Annotated in this window: 17 protein-coding genes and 2 pseudogenes; 7 read left to right on the top strand and 12 right to left on the bottom strand. The window is 37.2% G+C overall.

Annotated features, from left to right (window positions below):
- From HT736_RS00265 to HT736_RS00255, 3 genes are all read left to right on the top strand, one after another.
- Positions 1-111 (top strand): DUF960 family protein (locus tag HT736_RS00265; protein WP_240154014.1); only part of this gene is annotated, 111 nt, incomplete at its 5' end.
- A gap of 209 nt (positions 112-320) precedes the next feature.
- On the top strand, positions 321-848 hold the full coding sequence (locus HT736_RS00260) for an ECF transporter S component (protein WP_001097400.1): 528 nt from the start codon (positions 321-323) through the stop codon (positions 846-848).
- Positions 849-859: 11 nt separating this feature from the next.
- Entirely contained in the window at positions 860-1375 is a 516-nt protein-coding gene (locus HT736_RS00255; protein ID WP_000159169.1) for a transcription repressor NadR, read from the top strand.
- Here HT736_RS00255 and HT736_RS00250 read toward each other — a convergent pair.
- The 7 genes and pseudogenes from HT736_RS00250 to HT736_RS00220 form a co-directional block, all read right to left on the bottom strand.
- Positions 1372-1512 (bottom strand): annotated as a pseudogene (locus HT736_RS00250) (DNA mismatch repair protein MutT); the annotation flags it as partial. The gene HT736_RS00255 and the pseudogene HT736_RS00250 overlap by 4 nt on opposite strands.
- A 75-nt stretch (positions 1513-1587) precedes the next feature.
- The gene (locus HT736_RS00245; RefSeq protein WP_023940186.1) at positions 1588-2553 is read right to left on the bottom strand and encodes a substrate-binding domain-containing protein; all 966 of its coding nucleotides are present in this window, start codon (positions 2551-2553) and stop codon (positions 1588-1590) included.
- Between the two features lie 103 nt (positions 2554-2656).
- The gene (gene rbsC, locus HT736_RS00240) at positions 2657-3601 is read right to left on the bottom strand and encodes a ribose ABC transporter permease (RefSeq protein WP_000799270.1); all 945 of its coding nucleotides are present in this window, start codon (positions 3599-3601) and stop codon (positions 2657-2659) included.
- A gap of 1 nt (position 3602) precedes the next feature.
- A complete protein-coding gene (locus HT736_RS00235) occupies positions 3603-5081 on the bottom strand; it encodes a sugar ABC transporter ATP-binding protein (protein WP_112443746.1) in 1479 nt (492 codons plus the stop codon).
- Between the two features lie 13 nt (positions 5082-5094).
- Positions 5095-5493 carry a D-ribose pyranase gene (rbsD, locus tag HT736_RS00230; RefSeq protein ID WP_000759834.1) on the bottom strand — a complete coding sequence of 133 codons (399 nt, stop codon included), beginning with the start codon at positions 5491-5493 and terminating at the stop codon, positions 5095-5097.
- A complete protein-coding gene (gene rbsK, locus HT736_RS00225; protein WP_138707766.1) occupies positions 5468-6379 on the bottom strand; it encodes a ribokinase in 912 nt (303 codons plus the stop codon). The genes rbsD and rbsK overlap by 26 nt, the downstream gene beginning before the upstream one ends.
- A complete protein-coding gene (locus tag HT736_RS00220) occupies positions 6379-7353 on the bottom strand; it encodes a LacI family DNA-binding transcriptional regulator (protein ID WP_000207600.1) in 975 nt (324 codons plus the stop codon). Before HT736_RS00220 ends, rbsK begins: the two co-directional genes overlap by 1 nt.
- Positions 7354-7496: 143 nt before the next feature.
- Here HT736_RS00220 and HT736_RS00215 point away from each other — a divergent pair.
- Positions 7497-7565: pseudogene (locus tag HT736_RS00215) on the top strand (DNA-binding transcriptional regulator); the annotation flags it as partial.
- Here the strand turns inward: HT736_RS00215 and HT736_RS00210 are convergent.
- From HT736_RS00210 to HT736_RS00190, 5 genes are all read right to left on the bottom strand, one after another.
- Positions 7562-8029 (bottom strand): 8-oxo-dGTP diphosphatase, encoded by a 468-nt coding sequence (locus HT736_RS00210; RefSeq protein WP_054392842.1) that lies wholly within the window; start codon positions 8027-8029, stop codon positions 7562-7564. The pseudogene HT736_RS00215 and the gene HT736_RS00210 sit on opposite strands and share 4 nt — an antisense overlap.
- A 73-nt stretch (positions 8030-8102) precedes the next feature.
- Complete coding sequence (locus HT736_RS00205) at positions 8103-8591, bottom strand: GNAT family N-acetyltransferase (RefSeq protein ID WP_138707765.1); 489 nt, start codon at positions 8589-8591, stop codon at positions 8103-8105.
- Positions 8557-9120, bottom strand: a complete 564-nt coding sequence (locus tag HT736_RS00200) for a GNAT family protein (protein ID WP_000639831.1) — start codon at positions 9118-9120, stop codon at positions 8557-8559. The genes HT736_RS00205 and HT736_RS00200 overlap by 35 nt, the downstream gene beginning before the upstream one ends.
- Before the next feature lie 9 nt (positions 9121-9129).
- Entirely contained in the window at positions 9130-11118 is a 1989-nt protein-coding gene (uvrB, locus tag HT736_RS00195) for an excinuclease ABC subunit UvrB (RefSeq protein ID WP_023933623.1), read from the bottom strand.
- A 76-nt stretch (positions 11119-11194) separates the two neighbouring features.
- Complete coding sequence (locus tag HT736_RS00190; protein WP_023936212.1) at positions 11195-12148, bottom strand: CPBP family intramembrane glutamic endopeptidase; 954 nt, start codon at positions 12146-12148, stop codon at positions 11195-11197.
- 172 nt (positions 12149-12320) lie between these two features.
- Here HT736_RS00190 and HT736_RS00185 point away from each other — a divergent pair, with 172 nt between their 5' ends.
- The 3 genes from HT736_RS00185 (at position 12321) to zwf (ending at position 16864) form a co-directional block, all read left to right on the top strand.
- The gene (locus tag HT736_RS00185; RefSeq protein ID WP_023936214.1) at positions 12321-14486 is read left to right on the top strand and encodes an ABC transporter substrate-binding protein/permease; all 2166 of its coding nucleotides are present in this window, start codon (positions 12321-12323) and stop codon (positions 14484-14486) included.
- Positions 14486-15226 carry an amino acid ABC transporter ATP-binding protein gene (locus HT736_RS00180; protein WP_001096326.1) on the top strand — a complete coding sequence of 247 codons (741 nt, stop codon included), beginning with the start codon at positions 14486-14488 and terminating at the stop codon, positions 15224-15226. The genes HT736_RS00185 and HT736_RS00180 overlap by 1 nt, the downstream gene beginning before the upstream one ends.
- A 150-nt stretch (positions 15227-15376) precedes the next feature.
- Entirely contained in the window at positions 15377-16864 is a 1488-nt protein-coding gene (gene zwf, locus HT736_RS00175; protein WP_138707764.1) for a glucose-6-phosphate dehydrogenase, read from the top strand.
- Positions 16865-16872 lie beyond the last annotated feature (8 nt).

Here is a 16872-nt window from a genome sequence, read left to right as displayed (position 1 = left end):
GATTTTGACTTTAACCATCCTTTCGACCCTCTGTATCCCCCGAAAGTACTGGTTTTAGATATGGACGGTAGAGAGACTATCCTCCTCCCAGAAGAAAATGACCTATTTTAATACTCAATGAAAATCAAAGAGCCAACTAGGAAGCTAGCCGCAGGTTGCTCAAAGCACTGCTTTGAGGTTGCAGATGGAAGCTGACGTAGTTTGAAGAGGTTTTCGAAGAGTATTAACTTAAAAACAACCTATAAACCTAAGTAAATCCTTGCTTTATTGTCTATTTTATTGTACTATACTAGTGTATATACAATAAAAAGGAGATTCTTATGAATACACGGAAAAAGACACAATTTATGACAATGACTGCCCTCTTAACAGCTATTGCGATTTTGATTCCAATTGTTATGCCTTTCAAGATCGTCATTCCACCTGCTTCTTACACTTTGGGAAGCCACATCGCTATTTTTATCGCTATGTTCTTGTCGCCCTTAATGGCTGTTTTTGTCATCCTAGCCTCTAGTTTTGGATTCTTGATGGCTGGCTACCCCATGGTTATCGTATTTCGAGCTTTTTCCCATATCTTTTTTGGGACTTTGGGGGCTCTTTACCTACAAAAATTCCCCGATACCCTAGATAAACCAAAATCTTCCTGGATTTTCAACTTTGTTTTGGCTGTTGTTCATGCCCTTGCTGAAGTATTGGCCTGTGTCGTTTTTTACGCAACTTCTGGTACCAATGTAGAAAATATGTTTTATGTTCTATTTGTACTAGTTGGATTTGGTACAATTATCCATAGTATGGTAGACTATACATTAGCACTAGCTGTCTATAAAGTGCTTCGAAAACGCCGTTAAAAGGAAGAACTATGACAAAAGATCGCAAACAAGCCCTGCTCCAACTCTTGAAAGAAGCTCCTAAAGCCCTCAATGGCCAAAGATTAGCTGAGCACTTTCATGTCACTCGACAAGTTATTGTTCAAGATATTGCAATTTTAAGAGCTGATGGATCTCCAATTCTATCTACCAATCGTGGTTATATCTATAAAGATGCTAATGCAAATACTTATCATCACAAATTATTTAAGGTCAAGCATGAAGTTGAAGAAATTGGACGAGAATTACTTGCTATCGTAGATAATGGTGGTCGCGTTCAAAATATCTTGATTGATCATCCTGTTTATGGAGAGATTGAAACCTTACTAAAACTGACCTGTCGCCGCGACGTGCAACATTTTCTAGAACAAGTTGAACGTTCTGACTTTAAGCCAATTTCTGAGTTAACAGATGGTATTCATTATCACCTAGTTGAAGCCGAGACACAACAAGACCTCCACTATATCGAGGAGGCCTTGGATCAGCTTGGTTATTTAGTAAAGGATTAGAAAATTTTCTTTTCCCAATCGTCTTCTGTACGGTGGCGGTAGAAAAACTCTGACTTGTCAGGAGCGTCCATCATCTCCATCAAAGGTAACATATCATAGGCCAGATCCAAGTTTGGAATCTGGTCTTTTTGAATCCAATAGCTCAAATAGTAACAATGATATTTAAAAACTACATTGAATGAAGATGAATAAGTACCTACTTATTAAATATATCACCAGTTATGTTGATCAACATTATCCTTAGTCACAAGATAAATTGGAGAAACTGTTTCTTTTTCTAGTTTTTTCCCTTGATAATGATCAATTGCTGATTGAATAGCAATTTCACCCATCTTAGCTGGTTGCTGAGCAATAGTGGCAGTAATATCACCTTTGGCAATAGCATCATGTGCATCTGGTTGACCATCAATACCAACAATTAATACATTGCTAAGACCAGCTGCTTTTACTGCTTGTGCAGCTCCTAACGCCATCTCATCATTCTGTGCAAAGATTGCTTGTACTTCTTTGTTTCCTTGAATCATATTTTGCGCTGTATTCAAAGCTTTTGCGCGATCAAAATTAGCGGATTGACTAGAAAGAACATCTAAATTTGTCTTTGAAATTTGTTCAAATCCTTTACCTCTATCTACTGTTGCAGAAGCACCAGGAACTCCTGATAATTCAAAAGTTTTTGCTTTTTCTCCCAATTGCTTGGTAATAAATTCGGCAGCCATTTTACCTGCTTCTACGTTATCAGAAGCAACAGTTGTCAAGACTTCACCACCATTACTACCGCGGTCAATTAAGATTACTGGAATATTTGCATTATTAGCAGCTTTAATAGATGTAACAATTGCATCAGAATCAACTGGATTAATTAGTAAAGCATCTACATTTTGACTAATAAAATTCTGAATATCATCTGCTTGTCTAGCAGCATCATCTTGTGCATCTGCTATCTTCAAAGTTACTTCTTTTTCTCCTGCAGCTTTTTCAAGACCATCTTTCATAGCCACAAAATAGGGATTGTTAGTAGTCGAAATAGAAACTCCTAATTTTAATTCTTTTGCCGACTTTTGAGTCGTAGATTTATTATCATTTGATGAATTTCCTAAACCAGTTTTTCCACAAGCTGCTAAAGCAAAAATAAATGTTACAAACAAAGCAAAAATGCTAATTTTTTTAATAATTTTCATGTTATTACTCCTCGTAATATATATCTATAGGGATAGTTTCCATCCCGATTATTGTACGTCATCTAATAAATTGTTGCTATTTCCAAAAAAATTGAAAATGATTCTACTGTTTTACAACTTTAAAACGATCAATCAGAACAGCAATTAAGATTACAACTCCTTTTACTACTTGTTGCCAAAATGCTGACACACCGATAATATTAAGTCCATTATTCAAAACCCCAATAATTAAAGCACCTATTAAGGTCCCCAGTATACGACCTTTACCTCCTGATAATGAGGTTCCCCCAAGAACAACAGCTGCAATAGCATCCATTTCATAACTAGCACCTGCTGTTGGTTGAGCAGAACTTAAGCGTGATGTTATAATCAATCCAGAAATTGAAGCCATCATACCTGATATTGAATAAATGATAATTTTCACTTTATTTAATTTCACACCTGATATATATGCTGCTTTTTCATTCCCCCCTATAGCATATACAGATTTACCAAATGCTGTTTTATGAAGTAAAACATATAAAACAATAAATACAATAAACATAATAATTACAGGAAATGGAATTCCTACTATGTAACCTTGCCCCAAAAATTGAAATAAGAATGTATCACTTAATCCTTTTGTAATAGGATTCCCATTTGTATAAACAAGTGTTGCGCCTCTAAAAATAGTCATAGTTGCTAAAGTAACGATAAATGGAGCTAATTTCCCGTAGGAAATCAATAACCCATTCATCATCCCCAGAATGCAACCCAAAATTAAAGAGCTGAGAATTGCTAACGCAACAGGCATTCCAGATCCTAATAAACCAGCTGTTAGCGCACTGGATAAGGCTAAAATTGATCCTACTGATAAATCAATTCCACCTGTTAGAATAACAAAAGTCATTCCAAAAGCAATCAGTGCATTTGATGTTACTTGCAATAGTAAATTTAACAGATTATTTGCTGTTAAAAAATTTGAATTGATAATAGTGATGACAGCCATTAAAATTATCAATGCTATTACTGTTGTCAATTCTGACATATACTTCATAGTATTTTTCACACTATTGTCCTCCTGTAGCTAGTTGCATAACTTTTTCTTGTGTAGCTTCTTGACGTGTTAATTCTCCACTAATTCTTCCTTCATGCATGACCATAATGCGATCACTGACTCCGATCACTTCTGGTAAATCTGAAGATACCATAATAATCGGCACACCTCGTTCAGCCAATTCATTCATTAATTGGTAAATTTCACGCTTAGCACCAACATCTACCCCACGAGTTGGCTCATCTAGAATCAGTACTTTTGGAGCAATACCTATCCATTTTGCTAAAACTACTTTCTGTTGATTACCACCAGAAAGTGTTCCAACTTCCTTATCTGGATAACCTGATTTAATTCGTAGCCTATCAATTAAACGTTGTACAAATATATCACTTGTTTTATTATCAAAAATACCATTTTTAACAAAATCTCGAGTACTAGGTAAAGTCATATTATCTTTAATAGAAAAATCTAAAATCAATCCCTCATCTTTACGATCTTCTGTTAAGAAACCAATTCCATGCTTAATTGCTTCAAAAGGATTTTTAATTATCAGTTGTTCTTCGTTTATTATAATTTGACCAGATTTTAAAGAATCAATTCCAAAAATTGCTCGCATTATTTCAGTACGACCAGCACCCATCAAACCAGAAAAACCAAGAATTTCCCCTTGACGTACATAGAAAGAAATATCCGTAAAAGCATCACCAGAAAGATTCTTAGCTTGAAAAACAATATTCCCAATCTCAGCCTTTTTTTCTGGATAATAATCTTCTAATTCACGACCTACCATCTTCTGAACTAATTCATCCGCATTAGTTAAGTTCGTTTTCTTGGTATCAATTACAAACCCATCCCTCATAACAGTTATAAGATCTGTAATCTTAAAGATTTCTTCCATCCGATGTGAAATATACACAATACCTACACCATCAGATTTTAATCCTTCTATCACTTTAAAAAGTGTTTCAGTTTCACGATCAGTTAAAGCTGCTGTGGGTTCATCCATAATTAACAAGGAAACTTCTGATAATAAACATTTTGCTATTTCTATCATTTGTTGTTGTCCGACTGATAATTGACCAATGATTGCATCAAGAGGAATAGAGATATTAAGACGTTTAAATGCTTCTTTAGCTTTCCTTTCCATACTAGCTTTATCTAGAAACCCAATCGAATTTTTAATTTCTCTTCCTAAAAAAAGATTATCAAGTACAGTCATATCTGGCCAAGTATTCATTTCTTGATGAATAAAACTCAGTCCAAACCGTTCTGCCTCTTGAGGATTAGAAAATGTTTTTTCTTTTCCATCAATAAAAATAGTTCCTGAAGTAGCTGGAAAAAGTCCAGTTAAAATATTCATTAAGGTTGATTTGCCTGCACCATTCTCTCCCATTAAAGCATGAACTTCTCCTGAATTAAGAACCAAATCAATACTTTCTAAAACACGATTATTCCCAAAAGATTTTGAAATGTTCTTCATTTCAATTTTCATAGGCAACCCCCTTCTAAATAATAACTCCTGATTGCAAGATTATATTCGAATATGGTGTATCTTCCCCAGTGCGAATAACTGCCTTAACTTTAGTATTCATAGCTTTCAATTCTTCGTGACTAATATATTCAATAATTATATTCGATTCTAAAAGATCTAAAACTGCTTGCCACTGTTCTTTGTTTTTTTCCTTAATTTCTTCTGCTAAGAAAATTTTTTCAATAAGTACATGATCTGAATATTCTTTTAAAACTTCTAAAAAACTTGGACTACCTTTTCTTAATGCTAAATCAATTTTGTCAACACCTTTTGGAACTGGCAATCCTAAATCTCCGATACAAACCAAATCCATATGACCTAAATCATCAGCTAGTTTTGCTATATTACTATTTAAAATCCCATATTTCTTCATATCCTGAATGCTCCTTTATTTCTTTCAAACTCGGCATGCCTCCTTGCGCTCCAAATCTTTGAACAGACAGATGTGAAGCAATCGTTGCAAAGGACAATGCAACATTCATCTCTTTTCCTTTTGAGATAGCATAAGCAAAAGCACCATTAAACGTATCTCCTGCTCCTGTAGTATCAACTACTTCTGCTTTTATAGCAGGAATCTTCTGAACTGCTGTCCCATCATAATAAATAGAACCTTCAACTCCTAATGTCACAATCATTTTATTAGGATAAATTTTAATAATTTCTTCTAATTTCTTATCTGGAAAAAGCTCTGAACATTCATGCTCATTAGGAGTAATAAAATCACAAAAAGGAATCATCTCTATATCTGTTTCTCTAGCTGGTGCAGGATTGTAAAGCACCTTAACTTGATTTTCTTGACAAAATTTAGCTATAGATAAGTTGGCTTCATGTGGTATTTCATTCTGTAATACAACAATACTTGCATCACTAATCAATTCCCACTCATTTTTCCAATCATTTGTTTTAACTAAATTATTCGCTCCGGGATAATAAATAATCCTATTATCACCTCTATATAAAGTAATTTGTGCAACTCCTGTAGATTGTGGTACCGTTCCCACATGTTCTGTAGAAATATTATTATTTTGCAGATTACTTAATAAATCTGCTGAAAAAATATCTTCTCCGACATTTCCAAATATGTAAATATGATCTTCTACACTGGATAATCTACCAATAGCTACAGCTTGATTTGCACCTTTTCCACCTGGAACTATATTAAATGAATCGCCAAAAATCGTTTCACCTCCTTCTGGAATCCTTTTTGTTCTCATAACTAAGTCCATTGAAATGCTTCCAACAACAACAATTTTACTCATTACTTTCTCCTTAATGTATTTCTTTCTACGTATCTAACAGGTAGTTTAATTTTAGCTTCATCTATAGAGAACTTATTTGCCATATTATAGATTAGCTTTGCAGCCTGTTCTCCCATTTTATATGATGATTGGTGAATAGTTGATAAAGAAGGGTAAATAAATTGACTAAGTACAATATCGTCATAACCAATGATTTGAATATCATCTGGAATTTTTTTACCAATTGCTAAAATTTCATGAATATAAGCTATCGCATGAATATCTGAAGGTGCTATAATACTATCGATATTGGGATTTCTTTTTAGATTCTCTTTAGCTTCTTTTTGAATTTTTTCAAAGTCAAACGTTTCACTTTCTTCAATACAAATTTCTAAAGATTTATTCCTCAAATAGTTTAAACTTGCTTCAAACCGTTCCGCGATATTCTCGGCTTTATCATCTAAAACTTTAATAATCAGAACTTGTTTAGCACCTGCATTACAGATTGCTTCAGCAGCCAAACGACCACCTGACTGATTATCAGAAAAAACACCGTAACCTGTATCTTTACTAATTCGATCAACCACAACAACAGGTAATGATAAATCTGGATATTCTTTTGTGAAGTCATGTGTAGTAATAATTCCAGCAGCATTTGTTTTCAACAGTAAATTAACATATTCACTCAAAGATTCTTGGTCTGAAATCGTACCAACCATAATTCTATAACCTTTATCTTTCAAATATGATTCAGCTCCTCGAACCAATCTTGGGAAGAAGGGATTTGAAATATCTGGCAGTAAGAGTCCTACCATTTGGTTTTTTTTAGTTTTCAAAGATTGTGCTAATACATTTGGTGTGTAATTTAATTTTTTAATCGCATTTTTTATTTTCTCTCTCGCATCATCTCCAACATAACCTTTTTTTGATATATATCTTGAAACCGTTGATTTTGATACTCCAGCTTCTTCAGCAACCTGTTTTATTGTAGTCATCATTCCTCCTTCTTACGTTGTGGAACCGTTCCCTTATTCTATAGTAAACGTTTTCTTTTGATTTGTCAATACTTTTCTAAAAATATTTTAAATTTATTTCATAGTACATATATTTTTCCAAATCTATTATTACTATTACACAGGAAACACAACAAGACCTCCACTATATCGAGGAGGCCTTGAATCAGCTAGGTTATTTAGTAAAAGACTAGAAAATTTTCTTTTCCCAATCATCTTCTGTACGATGACGGTAGAAAAACTCCGACTTGTCCGGAGCTTCCATCATTTCCATCAATGGTAGCATATCATAGGCCAGATCCAAGTTTGGAATCTGGTCTTTTTGCACCCAAGAAACTTCTCCCTCTTCTGAAGATTGAAGGGTACCAGAGAACTCAGTTGCCTTATAACAAACGACAATGTAGCGCCCGCCTGTATCTAGTGGCCAGTTCTTGATACCGACCAGTTGAGGATTTTGGATAGTCAATCCTGTTTCTTCGTAGATTTCACGAATGACAGACTCCGCGAAAGACTCGCCATTTTCTACATGGCCTCCTGGAAAGGCATAACCAGACCAGCGATTGGTTTCAGGAGAGCGACACTGCATCACCACGCGCTGAGTTTCGAGGTCTTCAATCAGACAGATATTTGTTAAAATCGTTAATTGGGAACGGGACATAAATTTACTCGCTTTCTAATTTATTAAATTTTCAGACTTGGTACCAGAGATATTATCTTTTACTTTTTTAAAATTATTTAGAATAGAATACCATCCGTTTTTCCTTTATAGGCTTTCCAAGTTCAAGTATTTTTTCTTGGCCATCAAAAGTAAAACCCATTTTTTGATAGAAAGCAATAGCTCGCTTATTATCTTTCAATACCCATAAGAATATTTCAGAAAAATGATTAAGAGCAGTCAAAGCTGCTTTCACTAACTTTTGTGCGATACCTTTTCCATAATAGTCTTTTAAAACATATAAAGCAATAATTTCACCAGCTTGAATAGTCTCATCACGAAAATTGCCATAACTGATAAAACCAACCACCTTCACGCCATCCATCGCAATCAATGTATTTTCTGGATACTTTTGACTAAAGAATCGACATCTTTCTAATGTCATTGTATCCTGAAATTCCGCAGGCAAAAAGTCATCATAAGACTCTCTCCACGTTTGCCAGTGAACGAGGGATTTGCCTTCTATCTCTTCAGGAGTTTCCATTGATTTGATAATAACCGTCATTTATTTTCTCCCAGTCTTCTCTCAAAATACCATATTTAATACTATCAAAATATTTACCTTGATAATAACGAACTTTTGGAATATGAGCTTCTTTTTTCATTCTTAATTTTTCAGCAAGTTTCATCATACCAAGATTTCCTGACCAAGTTGTCAAACCCAGATGCTCCAACTCCAAGTAATCCTGAAACGTCCTATCTATCCACTGCAACATAGCAACTTTCCCAATACCAGTGTTCCAGAATTTTTTATCATAAATACCAATTCCCAATTCCATCCATCTTGTTTCTTTACATACCCAATAACGCGAAACAGTCCCAACTAGTTTATCATCAACAAAAATACCAAGGCGATTTGAGTTGCTTAAAATGGATTCTGATTTTTGTAGTTCGAATTCTTTAAAATTTGAAAAATACTGATAATCATCATAATAGGGAGCATCATACTGTTTCCAAACTGGATTAAGCTGTGAATAAGCCATTTCCCATAAAGACATCAAATCTTCTTTCTTTAACTTTCTTAAATAAATCATACTATTCCCCTAATCCAAGGCCTTGACTTCCAGCATCATATCACGAATCTGAGCTGCTAGTTCAAAGTCAAGCACTTCAACTGCTTCTTGCATTTGTTTCTCAAGCTTTTTGACTAGTTCTTTGCGCTCTTGTTTGTTGAGGCTATTGATATCGACTTCCTTGTCTTCTTCCTTAGCAACTGCCTTGGTCACAGCAATCAAGTCACGGATTTCTTTCTTGATGGTTTGTGGAACGATACCATGTTCTTCATTATAGGCCATCTGGATTTTGCGACGGCGGGCAGTTTCATCGATAGCACGTTGCATAGACTGGGTAACCGTGTCCGCATACATGATAACATGACCTTCGCTATTACGTGCAGCACGTCCAATGGTCTGGATGAGTCCACGTTCGTTACGAAGAAAGCCTTCCTTGTCAGCATCGAGAATCGCTACGAGGCTCACTTCAGGAACATCAATCCCTTCACGGAGCAGGTTAATTCCGACCAAGACATCAAAGACACCCAAGCGCAGGTCACGGATAATCTCTGTCCGTTCCAAGGTCTTAATATCCGAGTGCATGTACTTGACCTTGATGCCCATTTCCTTGAAGTAGTCGGTTAAGTCCTCTGCCATTTTCTTGGTCAAGGTGGTGATAAAGGTTCGTTCGTTCTTTTCTACACGGGCATTGATTTCACCTAAGAGATCATCAATCTGTCCCATAGTCGGACGGACTTCTACCTCAGGATCCAAAAGACCTGTTGGTCGAATGATTTGCTCAATCACTGTCTCGGTCTGTTCATTTTCATAGTCACCAGGTGTCGCTGAAACGTAAACAATCTGATGCACATGGCTTTCAAACTCTTCACGACGGAGAGGTCGATTGTCCAAAGCTGATGGCAAACGGAAACCATAATTAACCAGCATTTCCTTACGCGAACGGTCCCCATTGTACATGCCCTTGATCTGCCCCATGGTCATGTGACTCTCGTCAATCATAATCAAGAAATCATCTGGGAAGAAGTCAAGAAGCGTATAAGGAGGCTCACCTTCGCTCCGTCCATCCATGTGACGTGAGTAGTTTTCAACCCCGTTGGTATAGCCCATCTCACGGAGCATTTCGATATCATACTCAGTCCTCTGTTTCAAGCGTTGCGCTTCAAGCAATTTGCCTTCCTTTTCAAAGATAGCTAGTTGCTCTTCTAATTCTGCTTGAATCTTGGCAATAGCAACTTCCATGTGATCATCATTGGTCACAAAGTGAGTCGCAGGGAAAATCGCCAAATGATCCACTTCTCCCAATACCTGACCAGTCAAAGCTTCCACTTCGCGGATACGATCAATCTCGTCTCCAAAGAATTCTACTCGAAAGGCGTGTTCATCACGGGAAGCAGGGAAAATCTCCACCACATCCCCACGAACACGAAATCTCCCCCGTTGGAAATCAATATCATTACGTTCAAACTGAATATCGACCAAGTCATTCAAGAGTTTATCACGAGAAATTTCAAGACCTGGACGGAGACTAACGACACTATCTGCGTATTCCTTGGGCGAACCCAGACCATAGATACAAGAGACCGAGGCCACGACAATAACATCATTACGCTCCAAAAGGGCTGAAGTCGCTGAGTGGCGGAGCTTGTCAATCTCGTCATTGACAGAACTATCCTTCTCAATGTAGGTATCACTAGAAGGGACATAGGCCTCAGGTTGGTAATAATCATAGTAAGACACAAAGTACTCAACTGCATTTTCAGGGAAAAATTCCTTAAACTCCCCATAGAGCTGGCCTGCTAGCGTTTTATTGTGGGCAATAACCAGAGTTGGTTTATTGACTTTGGAAATGACCTGACTCATGGTATAGGTCTTCCCTGTTCCGGTCGCCCCCATCAGAATCTGAGCTTTTTCTCCACCCTCAATGTTATCAACCAACTGTTCGATAGCTTGTGGTTGATCTCCTGATGGTTGATATTTTGATACTAGTTTAAATTGATTATCTGTAATGCGGTTAATCATAAGAATCCTCTCTCGATGTGCTATTCCTATTTTAGCATACTTGTAGCATTTTCACGAAGAAAAGGACGGACCGAAGTCACATCCTTTCATTTTCTTTCTTTAATTGATAAGCGAGATAAAGAATCAGCAGAAACAAAATAATACTGGACACGATGGAACCCTCAATACCAAAAGACCCACCAGATAGCCAGTCTTGATTGCCTTGTGGAGTAAATTTCATGATTGATGTTCCTGAAGACTGACCACTAACTAATACTCCAAAGAGGTTTCCCTGTGCGAAATTCCAGGCTCCATGAATACCACCTATACCCCATATAGTATCTGTTTTAAGAAGATATAGGGACATGGCAACTCCGAATAAAAAGAGATCAATTGCAGATAAGAAAGTTATGCCTGGATTTCCTAAATGAAGTAAGGTAAAGAGACTACTAGATATGATAATAGCGACTTTAAGATTAGTTCTCTTAGCCAATTGTGGAATCAGCCAAGCACGAGTAACCAATTCTTCTGCCGTTCCTTGTAAAATCCAAAAAGGTATTGTAAATAAAGTAAAAGCTAGCGAATAAGTATCCAAGTGAATGGAGTCAAATTGATACTGCCCCAACACTACTAGTCCAGCCAAAGCAAGTATAAAGAGGGATAGACCAAGACCGTATCCTTTAAATAAGGCACTTAAAAAATTTTCTTTATAGAATCCCAAGGTTCGAATCGGTCTTTTCTCTACTTTTCTAGTCCATCTAAACACAGTTAAGATGATAAAACCAAAGGACAATAATTCAAATATTAAATGGATGTCACTTGTTTTATCAGATAAATTCTGAAATAACATTTGAAGGAAATCTGCAATTCTTTGACCACCCATACCAAGATTGCCAAATAGCCCGATCAATGCTAAAAAACTAAGGCCAAAAAATAGAGAAGATATGAACTCAGATATATAGACGAAAAATAGAGCTAACAAGGGGCTTGTGTAAATGTTTAAACTCATTTTAGAAGTTTCAAAGTCTTTTAAGATTCTTTTGTCTTTCATAACTTTATCCTCTTTTACTATATGATATACCTTTATTATAGCACTTCTGTTGTGTGATTCAAGACAAAACAAGAATTATGGATGTTATATTTTCTAACACAGAAATATAAAAATTTGCCTTTTTTTACTTTTTCTGATATAATGGGAAAATATTCGGAAAAGGAGACTAAAAATGAAGAAAAAATTTCTAGCATTTTTGCTAATTTTATTCCCAATTTTCTCATTAGGTATTGCAAAAGCTGAGACGATTAAGATTGTTTCTGATACCGCCTATGCGCCTTTTGAGTTTAAAGATTCAGATCAAACTTATAAAGGAATTGATGTTGACATTATTAACAAAGTCGCTGAGATTAAAGGATGGAACATTCAGATGTCCTATCCTGGATTTGACGCAGCGGTCAATGCGGTTCAAGCTGGTCAAGCTGATGCTATCATGGCAGGGATGACAAAGACGAAAGAACGTGAAAAAGTTTTCACCATGTCTGATACTTACTATGATACAAAAGTTGTCATTGCAACTACTAAGTCACACAAGATTAGTAAATATGACCAATTAAAAGGAAAAACTGTTGGTGTTAAAAACGGAACAGCCGCTCAACGTTTCCTTGAAAGTATCAAGGATAAATACGGTTTTACTATTAAAACATTTGACACTGGTGATTTGATGAACAACAGCTTGACTGCTGGTGCCATCGATGCCATGATGGATGACAAACCTGTTATCGAGTATGCCATTAACCAAGGGCAAAACCTCCATATTGAAATGGATGGGGAAGCTGTAGGAAGTTTTGCTTTCGGTGTTAAAAAAGGTAGCAAATACGAGCACTTAGTCACTGAATTTAACCAAGCCTTAGCTGAAATGAAAAAAGATGGTAGTCTTGATAAAATCATCAAGAAATGGACTGCTTCATCGTCTTCAGCAGTGCCAACTACAACTACTCTTGCAGGCTTAAAAGCTATTCCTGTTAAAGCTAAATACATCATTGCCAGCGATTCTTCTTTTGCACCTTTTGTTTTCCAAAATTCAAGCAACCAATACACTGGTATTGATATGGAATTGATTAAGGCAATCGCTAAAGACCAAGGTTTTGAAATTGAAATCATCAACCCTGGTTTTGATGCTGCTATCAGTGCTGTCCAAGCTGGTCAAGCAGATGGTATCATTGCTGGTATGTCTGTCACAGATGCTCGTAAGGCAACTTTTGACTTCTCAGAATCATACTACACAGCCAATACTATCCTTGGTGTCAAAGAATCAAGTACCATTGCTTCTTATGAAGATTTGAAAGGGAAGACAGTTGGTGTTAAAAACGGAACTGCTTCTCAAACCTTCCTAACAGAAAATCAAAGCAAATACGGCTACAAAATCAAAACCTTCGCTGATGGTTCTTCAATGTATGACAGTTTAAACACTGGTGCCATTGATGCCGTTATGGATGATGAACCTGTTCTCAAATATTCTATCAGCCAAGGTCAAAAATTGAAAACACCAATCGCTGGAACTCCGATCGGTGAAACAGCTTTTGCCGTTAAAAAAGGAGCAAATCCAGAATTGATTGAAATGTTCAACAACGGACTTGCAAACCTTAAAGCAAACGGAGAATTCCAAAAGATTCTTGATAAATACCTAGCTAGTGAGTCATCAACTGCTTCAACAAGCACTGTTGATGAGACAACTATCTGGGGCTTGCTTCAAAACAACTACAAACAACTCCTTAGCGGTCTTGGTATCACTCTTGCTCTAGCTCTTATCTCATTTGCTATTGCCATTGTCATCGGGATTATCTTCGGTATGTTTAGCGTTAGCCCATACAAATCTCTTCGCGTCATCTCTGAGATTTTCGTTGACGTTATTCGTGGTATTCCATTGATGATTCTTGCAGCCTTCATCTTCTGGGGAATTCCAAACTTCATCGAGTCGATCACAGGTCAACAAAGTCCAATTAACGACTTTGTAGCTGGTACTATTGCCCTATCTCTCAATGCAGCCGCTTATATCGCTGAGATCGTTCGTGGTGGTATTCAGGCCGTTCCAATTGGACAAATGGAAGCCAGCCGAAGCTTGGGTATCTCTTATGGAAAAACCATGCGTAAGATTATCTTGCCACAAGCAACTAAATTGATGTTGCCAAACTTTGTCAACCAATTCGTTATCGCTCTTAAAGATACAACCATCGTATCTGCTATCGGTTTGGTTGAACTCTTCCAAACTGGTAAGATTATCATTGCCCGTAACTACCAAAGTTTCAAGATGTATGCAATCCTTGCTATCTTCTATCTTGTAATTATCACACTTTTGACTAAACTAGCGAAACGCTTAGAAAAGAGGATTCGTTAATGGCAAAATTAAAAATTGATGTAAATGATTTACACAAAAGCTACGGAAAAAATGAAGTTTTAAAAGGAATTACGACTAAGTTCTATGAAGGAGATGTCGTTTGTATCATCGGTCCTTCAGGTTCTGGTAAGTCAACTTTCCTCCGTAGCCTTAATCTTCTAGAAGAAGTTACTAGCGGTCACATCACTGTGAACGGTTATGACTTAACAGAAAAAACAACCAACGTTGACCACGTCCGTGAAAATATCGGAATGGTTTTCCAACACTTCAACCTCTTCCCACACATGTCTGTATTGGACAACATTACTTTTGCTCCTATTGAGCACAAGTTGATGACTAAGGAAGAAGCTGAGAAATTGGGAATGGAGTTGCTTGACAAGGTTGGGCTAGCAGATAAGGCTAAGGCCTGTCCAGATAGCCTGTCAGGTGGTCAAAAACAACGTGTAGCCATCGCTCGTGGACTTGCAATGAATCCAGACATCATGCTCTTTGATGAACCAACTTCTGCCCTTGACCCTGAGATGGTCGGAGACGTACTAAACGTTATGAAAGACTTGGCTAAACAAGGCATGACCATGATTATCGTAACCCATGAGATGGGATTTGCTCGTCAGGTTGCCAACCGAGTTATCTTTACTGCAGATGGTGAATTCCTTGAAGACGGAACACCTGATCAAATCTTTGATAACCCACAGCACCCACGTCTGAAAGAGTTCTTGGACAAGGTCTTAAACGTTTAAACTCAAACTGTAAGGATTTCCTTGCAGTTTTTTTCTACCTCGTATTGGATTTTTTGATTTTTCGGAAAATTATGTTAGAATTAAGTTTATGAAATGAGGTTTCCTCATACCTAGCAAGACTAGGAATAAAAATAGAAATTAGGTAGCTAGATGTCATCTAAGGTTATTGTTACAATTTTCGGTGCGAGTGGAGACCTGGCTAAACGCAAGCTCTACCCTTCCCTATTTAGACTATATAAATCCGGCAATCTTTCCAAACATTTTGCCGTCATTGGAACTGCCCGTCGTCCTTGGAGCAAGGAATATTTTGAATCTGTTGTCGTCGAATCGATCCTTGATTTGGCAGATAGTACCGAACAGGCTCAAGAATTCGCTAGCCACTTCTACTATCAAAGTCATGATGTCAATGATACAGAACACTACATTGCTCTACGTCAATTACAGGCTGAATTAAATGACAAGTACCAAGCTGAACACAACAAGTTCTTCTTCTTGTCTATGGCTCCTCAATTCTTTGGAACCATTGCCAAACACCTCAAGTCTGAAAACATTGTCGATGGCAAAGGTTTTGAGCGCTTGATCGTTGAAAAACCATTTGGTACAGATTACGCAAGCGCAAGCAAGTTGAATGACGAACTCCTAGCAACATTTGACGAAGAACAAATTTTCCGTATCGACCATTATCTTGGTAAGGAAATGATCCAAAGCATCTTTGCAGTTCGCTTTGCAAACTTGATTTTTGAAAACGTTTGGAACAAGGATTTTATCGACAATGTTCAAATTACCTTTGCGGAGCGCTTGGGTGTAGAAGAACGTGGTGGCTACTATGACCAATCCGGTGCCCTCCGTGACATGGTCCAAAACCACACTCTACAACTTCTTTCGCTCCTCGCCATGGACAAACCAGCAAGCTTCACAAAAGACGAGATTCGTGCTGAAAAGATTAAGGTCTTTAAAAACCTCTATCATCCAACTGATGAAGAACTCAAAGAACACTTTATCCGTGGGCAATACCGCTCTGGTAAGATTGATGGCATGAAATACATCTCTTATCGTAGCGAGCCAAATGTGAATCCAGAATCAACAACTGAAACCTTTACATCTGGTGCCTTCTTTGTAAACAGCGATCGATTCCGTGGTGTTCCTTTCTTCTTCCGTACTGGTAAACGTCTGACTGAAAAAGGAACTCATGTCAACATTGTCTTTAAACAAATGGACTCTATCTTTGGTGAACCACTTGCTCCAAACATTTTGACCATCTATATCCAACCAACAGAAGGATTCTCTCTCAGCCTAAATGGGAAGCAAGTAGGAGAAGAATTCAACTTGGCTCCTAACTCACTGGATTACCGTACGGATGCGACCGCAACTGGTGCTTCTCCAGAACCATACGAGAAATTGATTTATGATGTCCTAAATAACAACTCAACTAACTTTAGCCACTGGGCTGAGGTTGGTGCGTCATGGAAATTGATTGACCGTATCGAAGAGCTCTGGGCCGAAAATGGTGCTCCACTACATGACTATAAAGCTGGAAGCATGGGACCTCAAGCTAGCTTTGACTTACTTGAAAAATTCGATGCCAAATGGACTTGGCAACCAGATATTGCCTATCGTCAAGATGGTCGTTTAGAATAAAAAAATTT

The organism is Streptococcus sp. 339 (assembly GCF_013277285.1).
Lineage (GTDB): Bacteria > Bacillota > Bacilli > Lactobacillales > Streptococcaceae > Streptococcus > Streptococcus pseudopneumoniae.
This window is presented reverse-complemented; position numbering and strand designations above follow the sequence as displayed.

Excerpts from the sequence above, each read along its gene's own strand:
- HT736_RS00200 (WP_000639831.1), bottom strand. The coding sequence starts at position 9,120 with ATGATTTATTTAAGAAAGTTAAAGAAAGAAGATTTGATGTCTTTATGG.
- HT736_RS00255 (WP_000159169.1), top strand. The coding sequence starts at position 860 with ATGACAAAAGATCGCAAACAAGCCCTGCTCCAACTCTTGAAAGAAGCT.
- rbsD (WP_000759834.1), bottom strand. The coding sequence starts at position 5,493 with ATGAAGAAATATGGGATTTTAAATAGTAATATAGCAAAACTAGCTGAT.
- zwf (WP_138707764.1), top strand. The coding sequence starts at position 15,377 with ATGTCATCTAAGGTTATTGTTACAATTTTCGGTGCGAGTGGAGACCTG.
- HT736_RS00180 (WP_001096326.1), top strand. The coding sequence starts at position 14,486 with ATGGCAAAATTAAAAATTGATGTAAATGATTTACACAAAAGCTACGGA.
- rbsK (WP_138707766.1), bottom strand. The coding sequence starts at position 6,379 with ATGAGTAAAATTGTTGTTGTTGGAAGCATTTCAATGGACTTAGTTATG.
- HT736_RS00220 (WP_000207600.1), bottom strand. The coding sequence starts at position 7,353 with ATGACTACAATAAAACAGGTTGCTGAAGAAGCTGGAGTATCAAAATCA.
- HT736_RS00235 (WP_112443746.1), bottom strand. The coding sequence starts at position 5,081 with ATGAAAATTGAAATGAAGAACATTTCAAAATCTTTTGGGAATAATCGT.
- HT736_RS00185 (WP_023936214.1), top strand. The coding sequence starts at position 12,321 with ATGAAGAAAAAATTTCTAGCATTTTTGCTAATTTTATTCCCAATTTTC.
- uvrB (WP_023933623.1), bottom strand. The coding sequence starts at position 11,118 with ATGATTAACCGCATTACAGATAATCAATTTAAACTAGTATCAAAATAT.
- HT736_RS00190 (WP_023936212.1), bottom strand. The coding sequence starts at position 12,148 with ATGAAAGACAAAAGAATCTTAAAAGACTTTGAAACTTCTAAAATGAGT.
- HT736_RS00260 (WP_001097400.1), top strand. The coding sequence starts at position 321 with ATGAATACACGGAAAAAGACACAATTTATGACAATGACTGCCCTCTTA.
- HT736_RS00210 (WP_054392842.1), bottom strand. The coding sequence starts at position 8,029 with ATGTCCCGTTCCCAATTAACGATTTTAACAAATATCTGTCTGATTGAA.
- HT736_RS00245 (WP_023940186.1), bottom strand. The coding sequence starts at position 2,553 with ATGAAAATTATTAAAAAAATTAGCATTTTTGCTTTGTTTGTAACATTT.
- HT736_RS00205 (WP_138707765.1), bottom strand. The coding sequence starts at position 8,591 with ATGACGGTTATTATCAAATCAATGGAAACTCCTGAAGAGATAGAAGGC.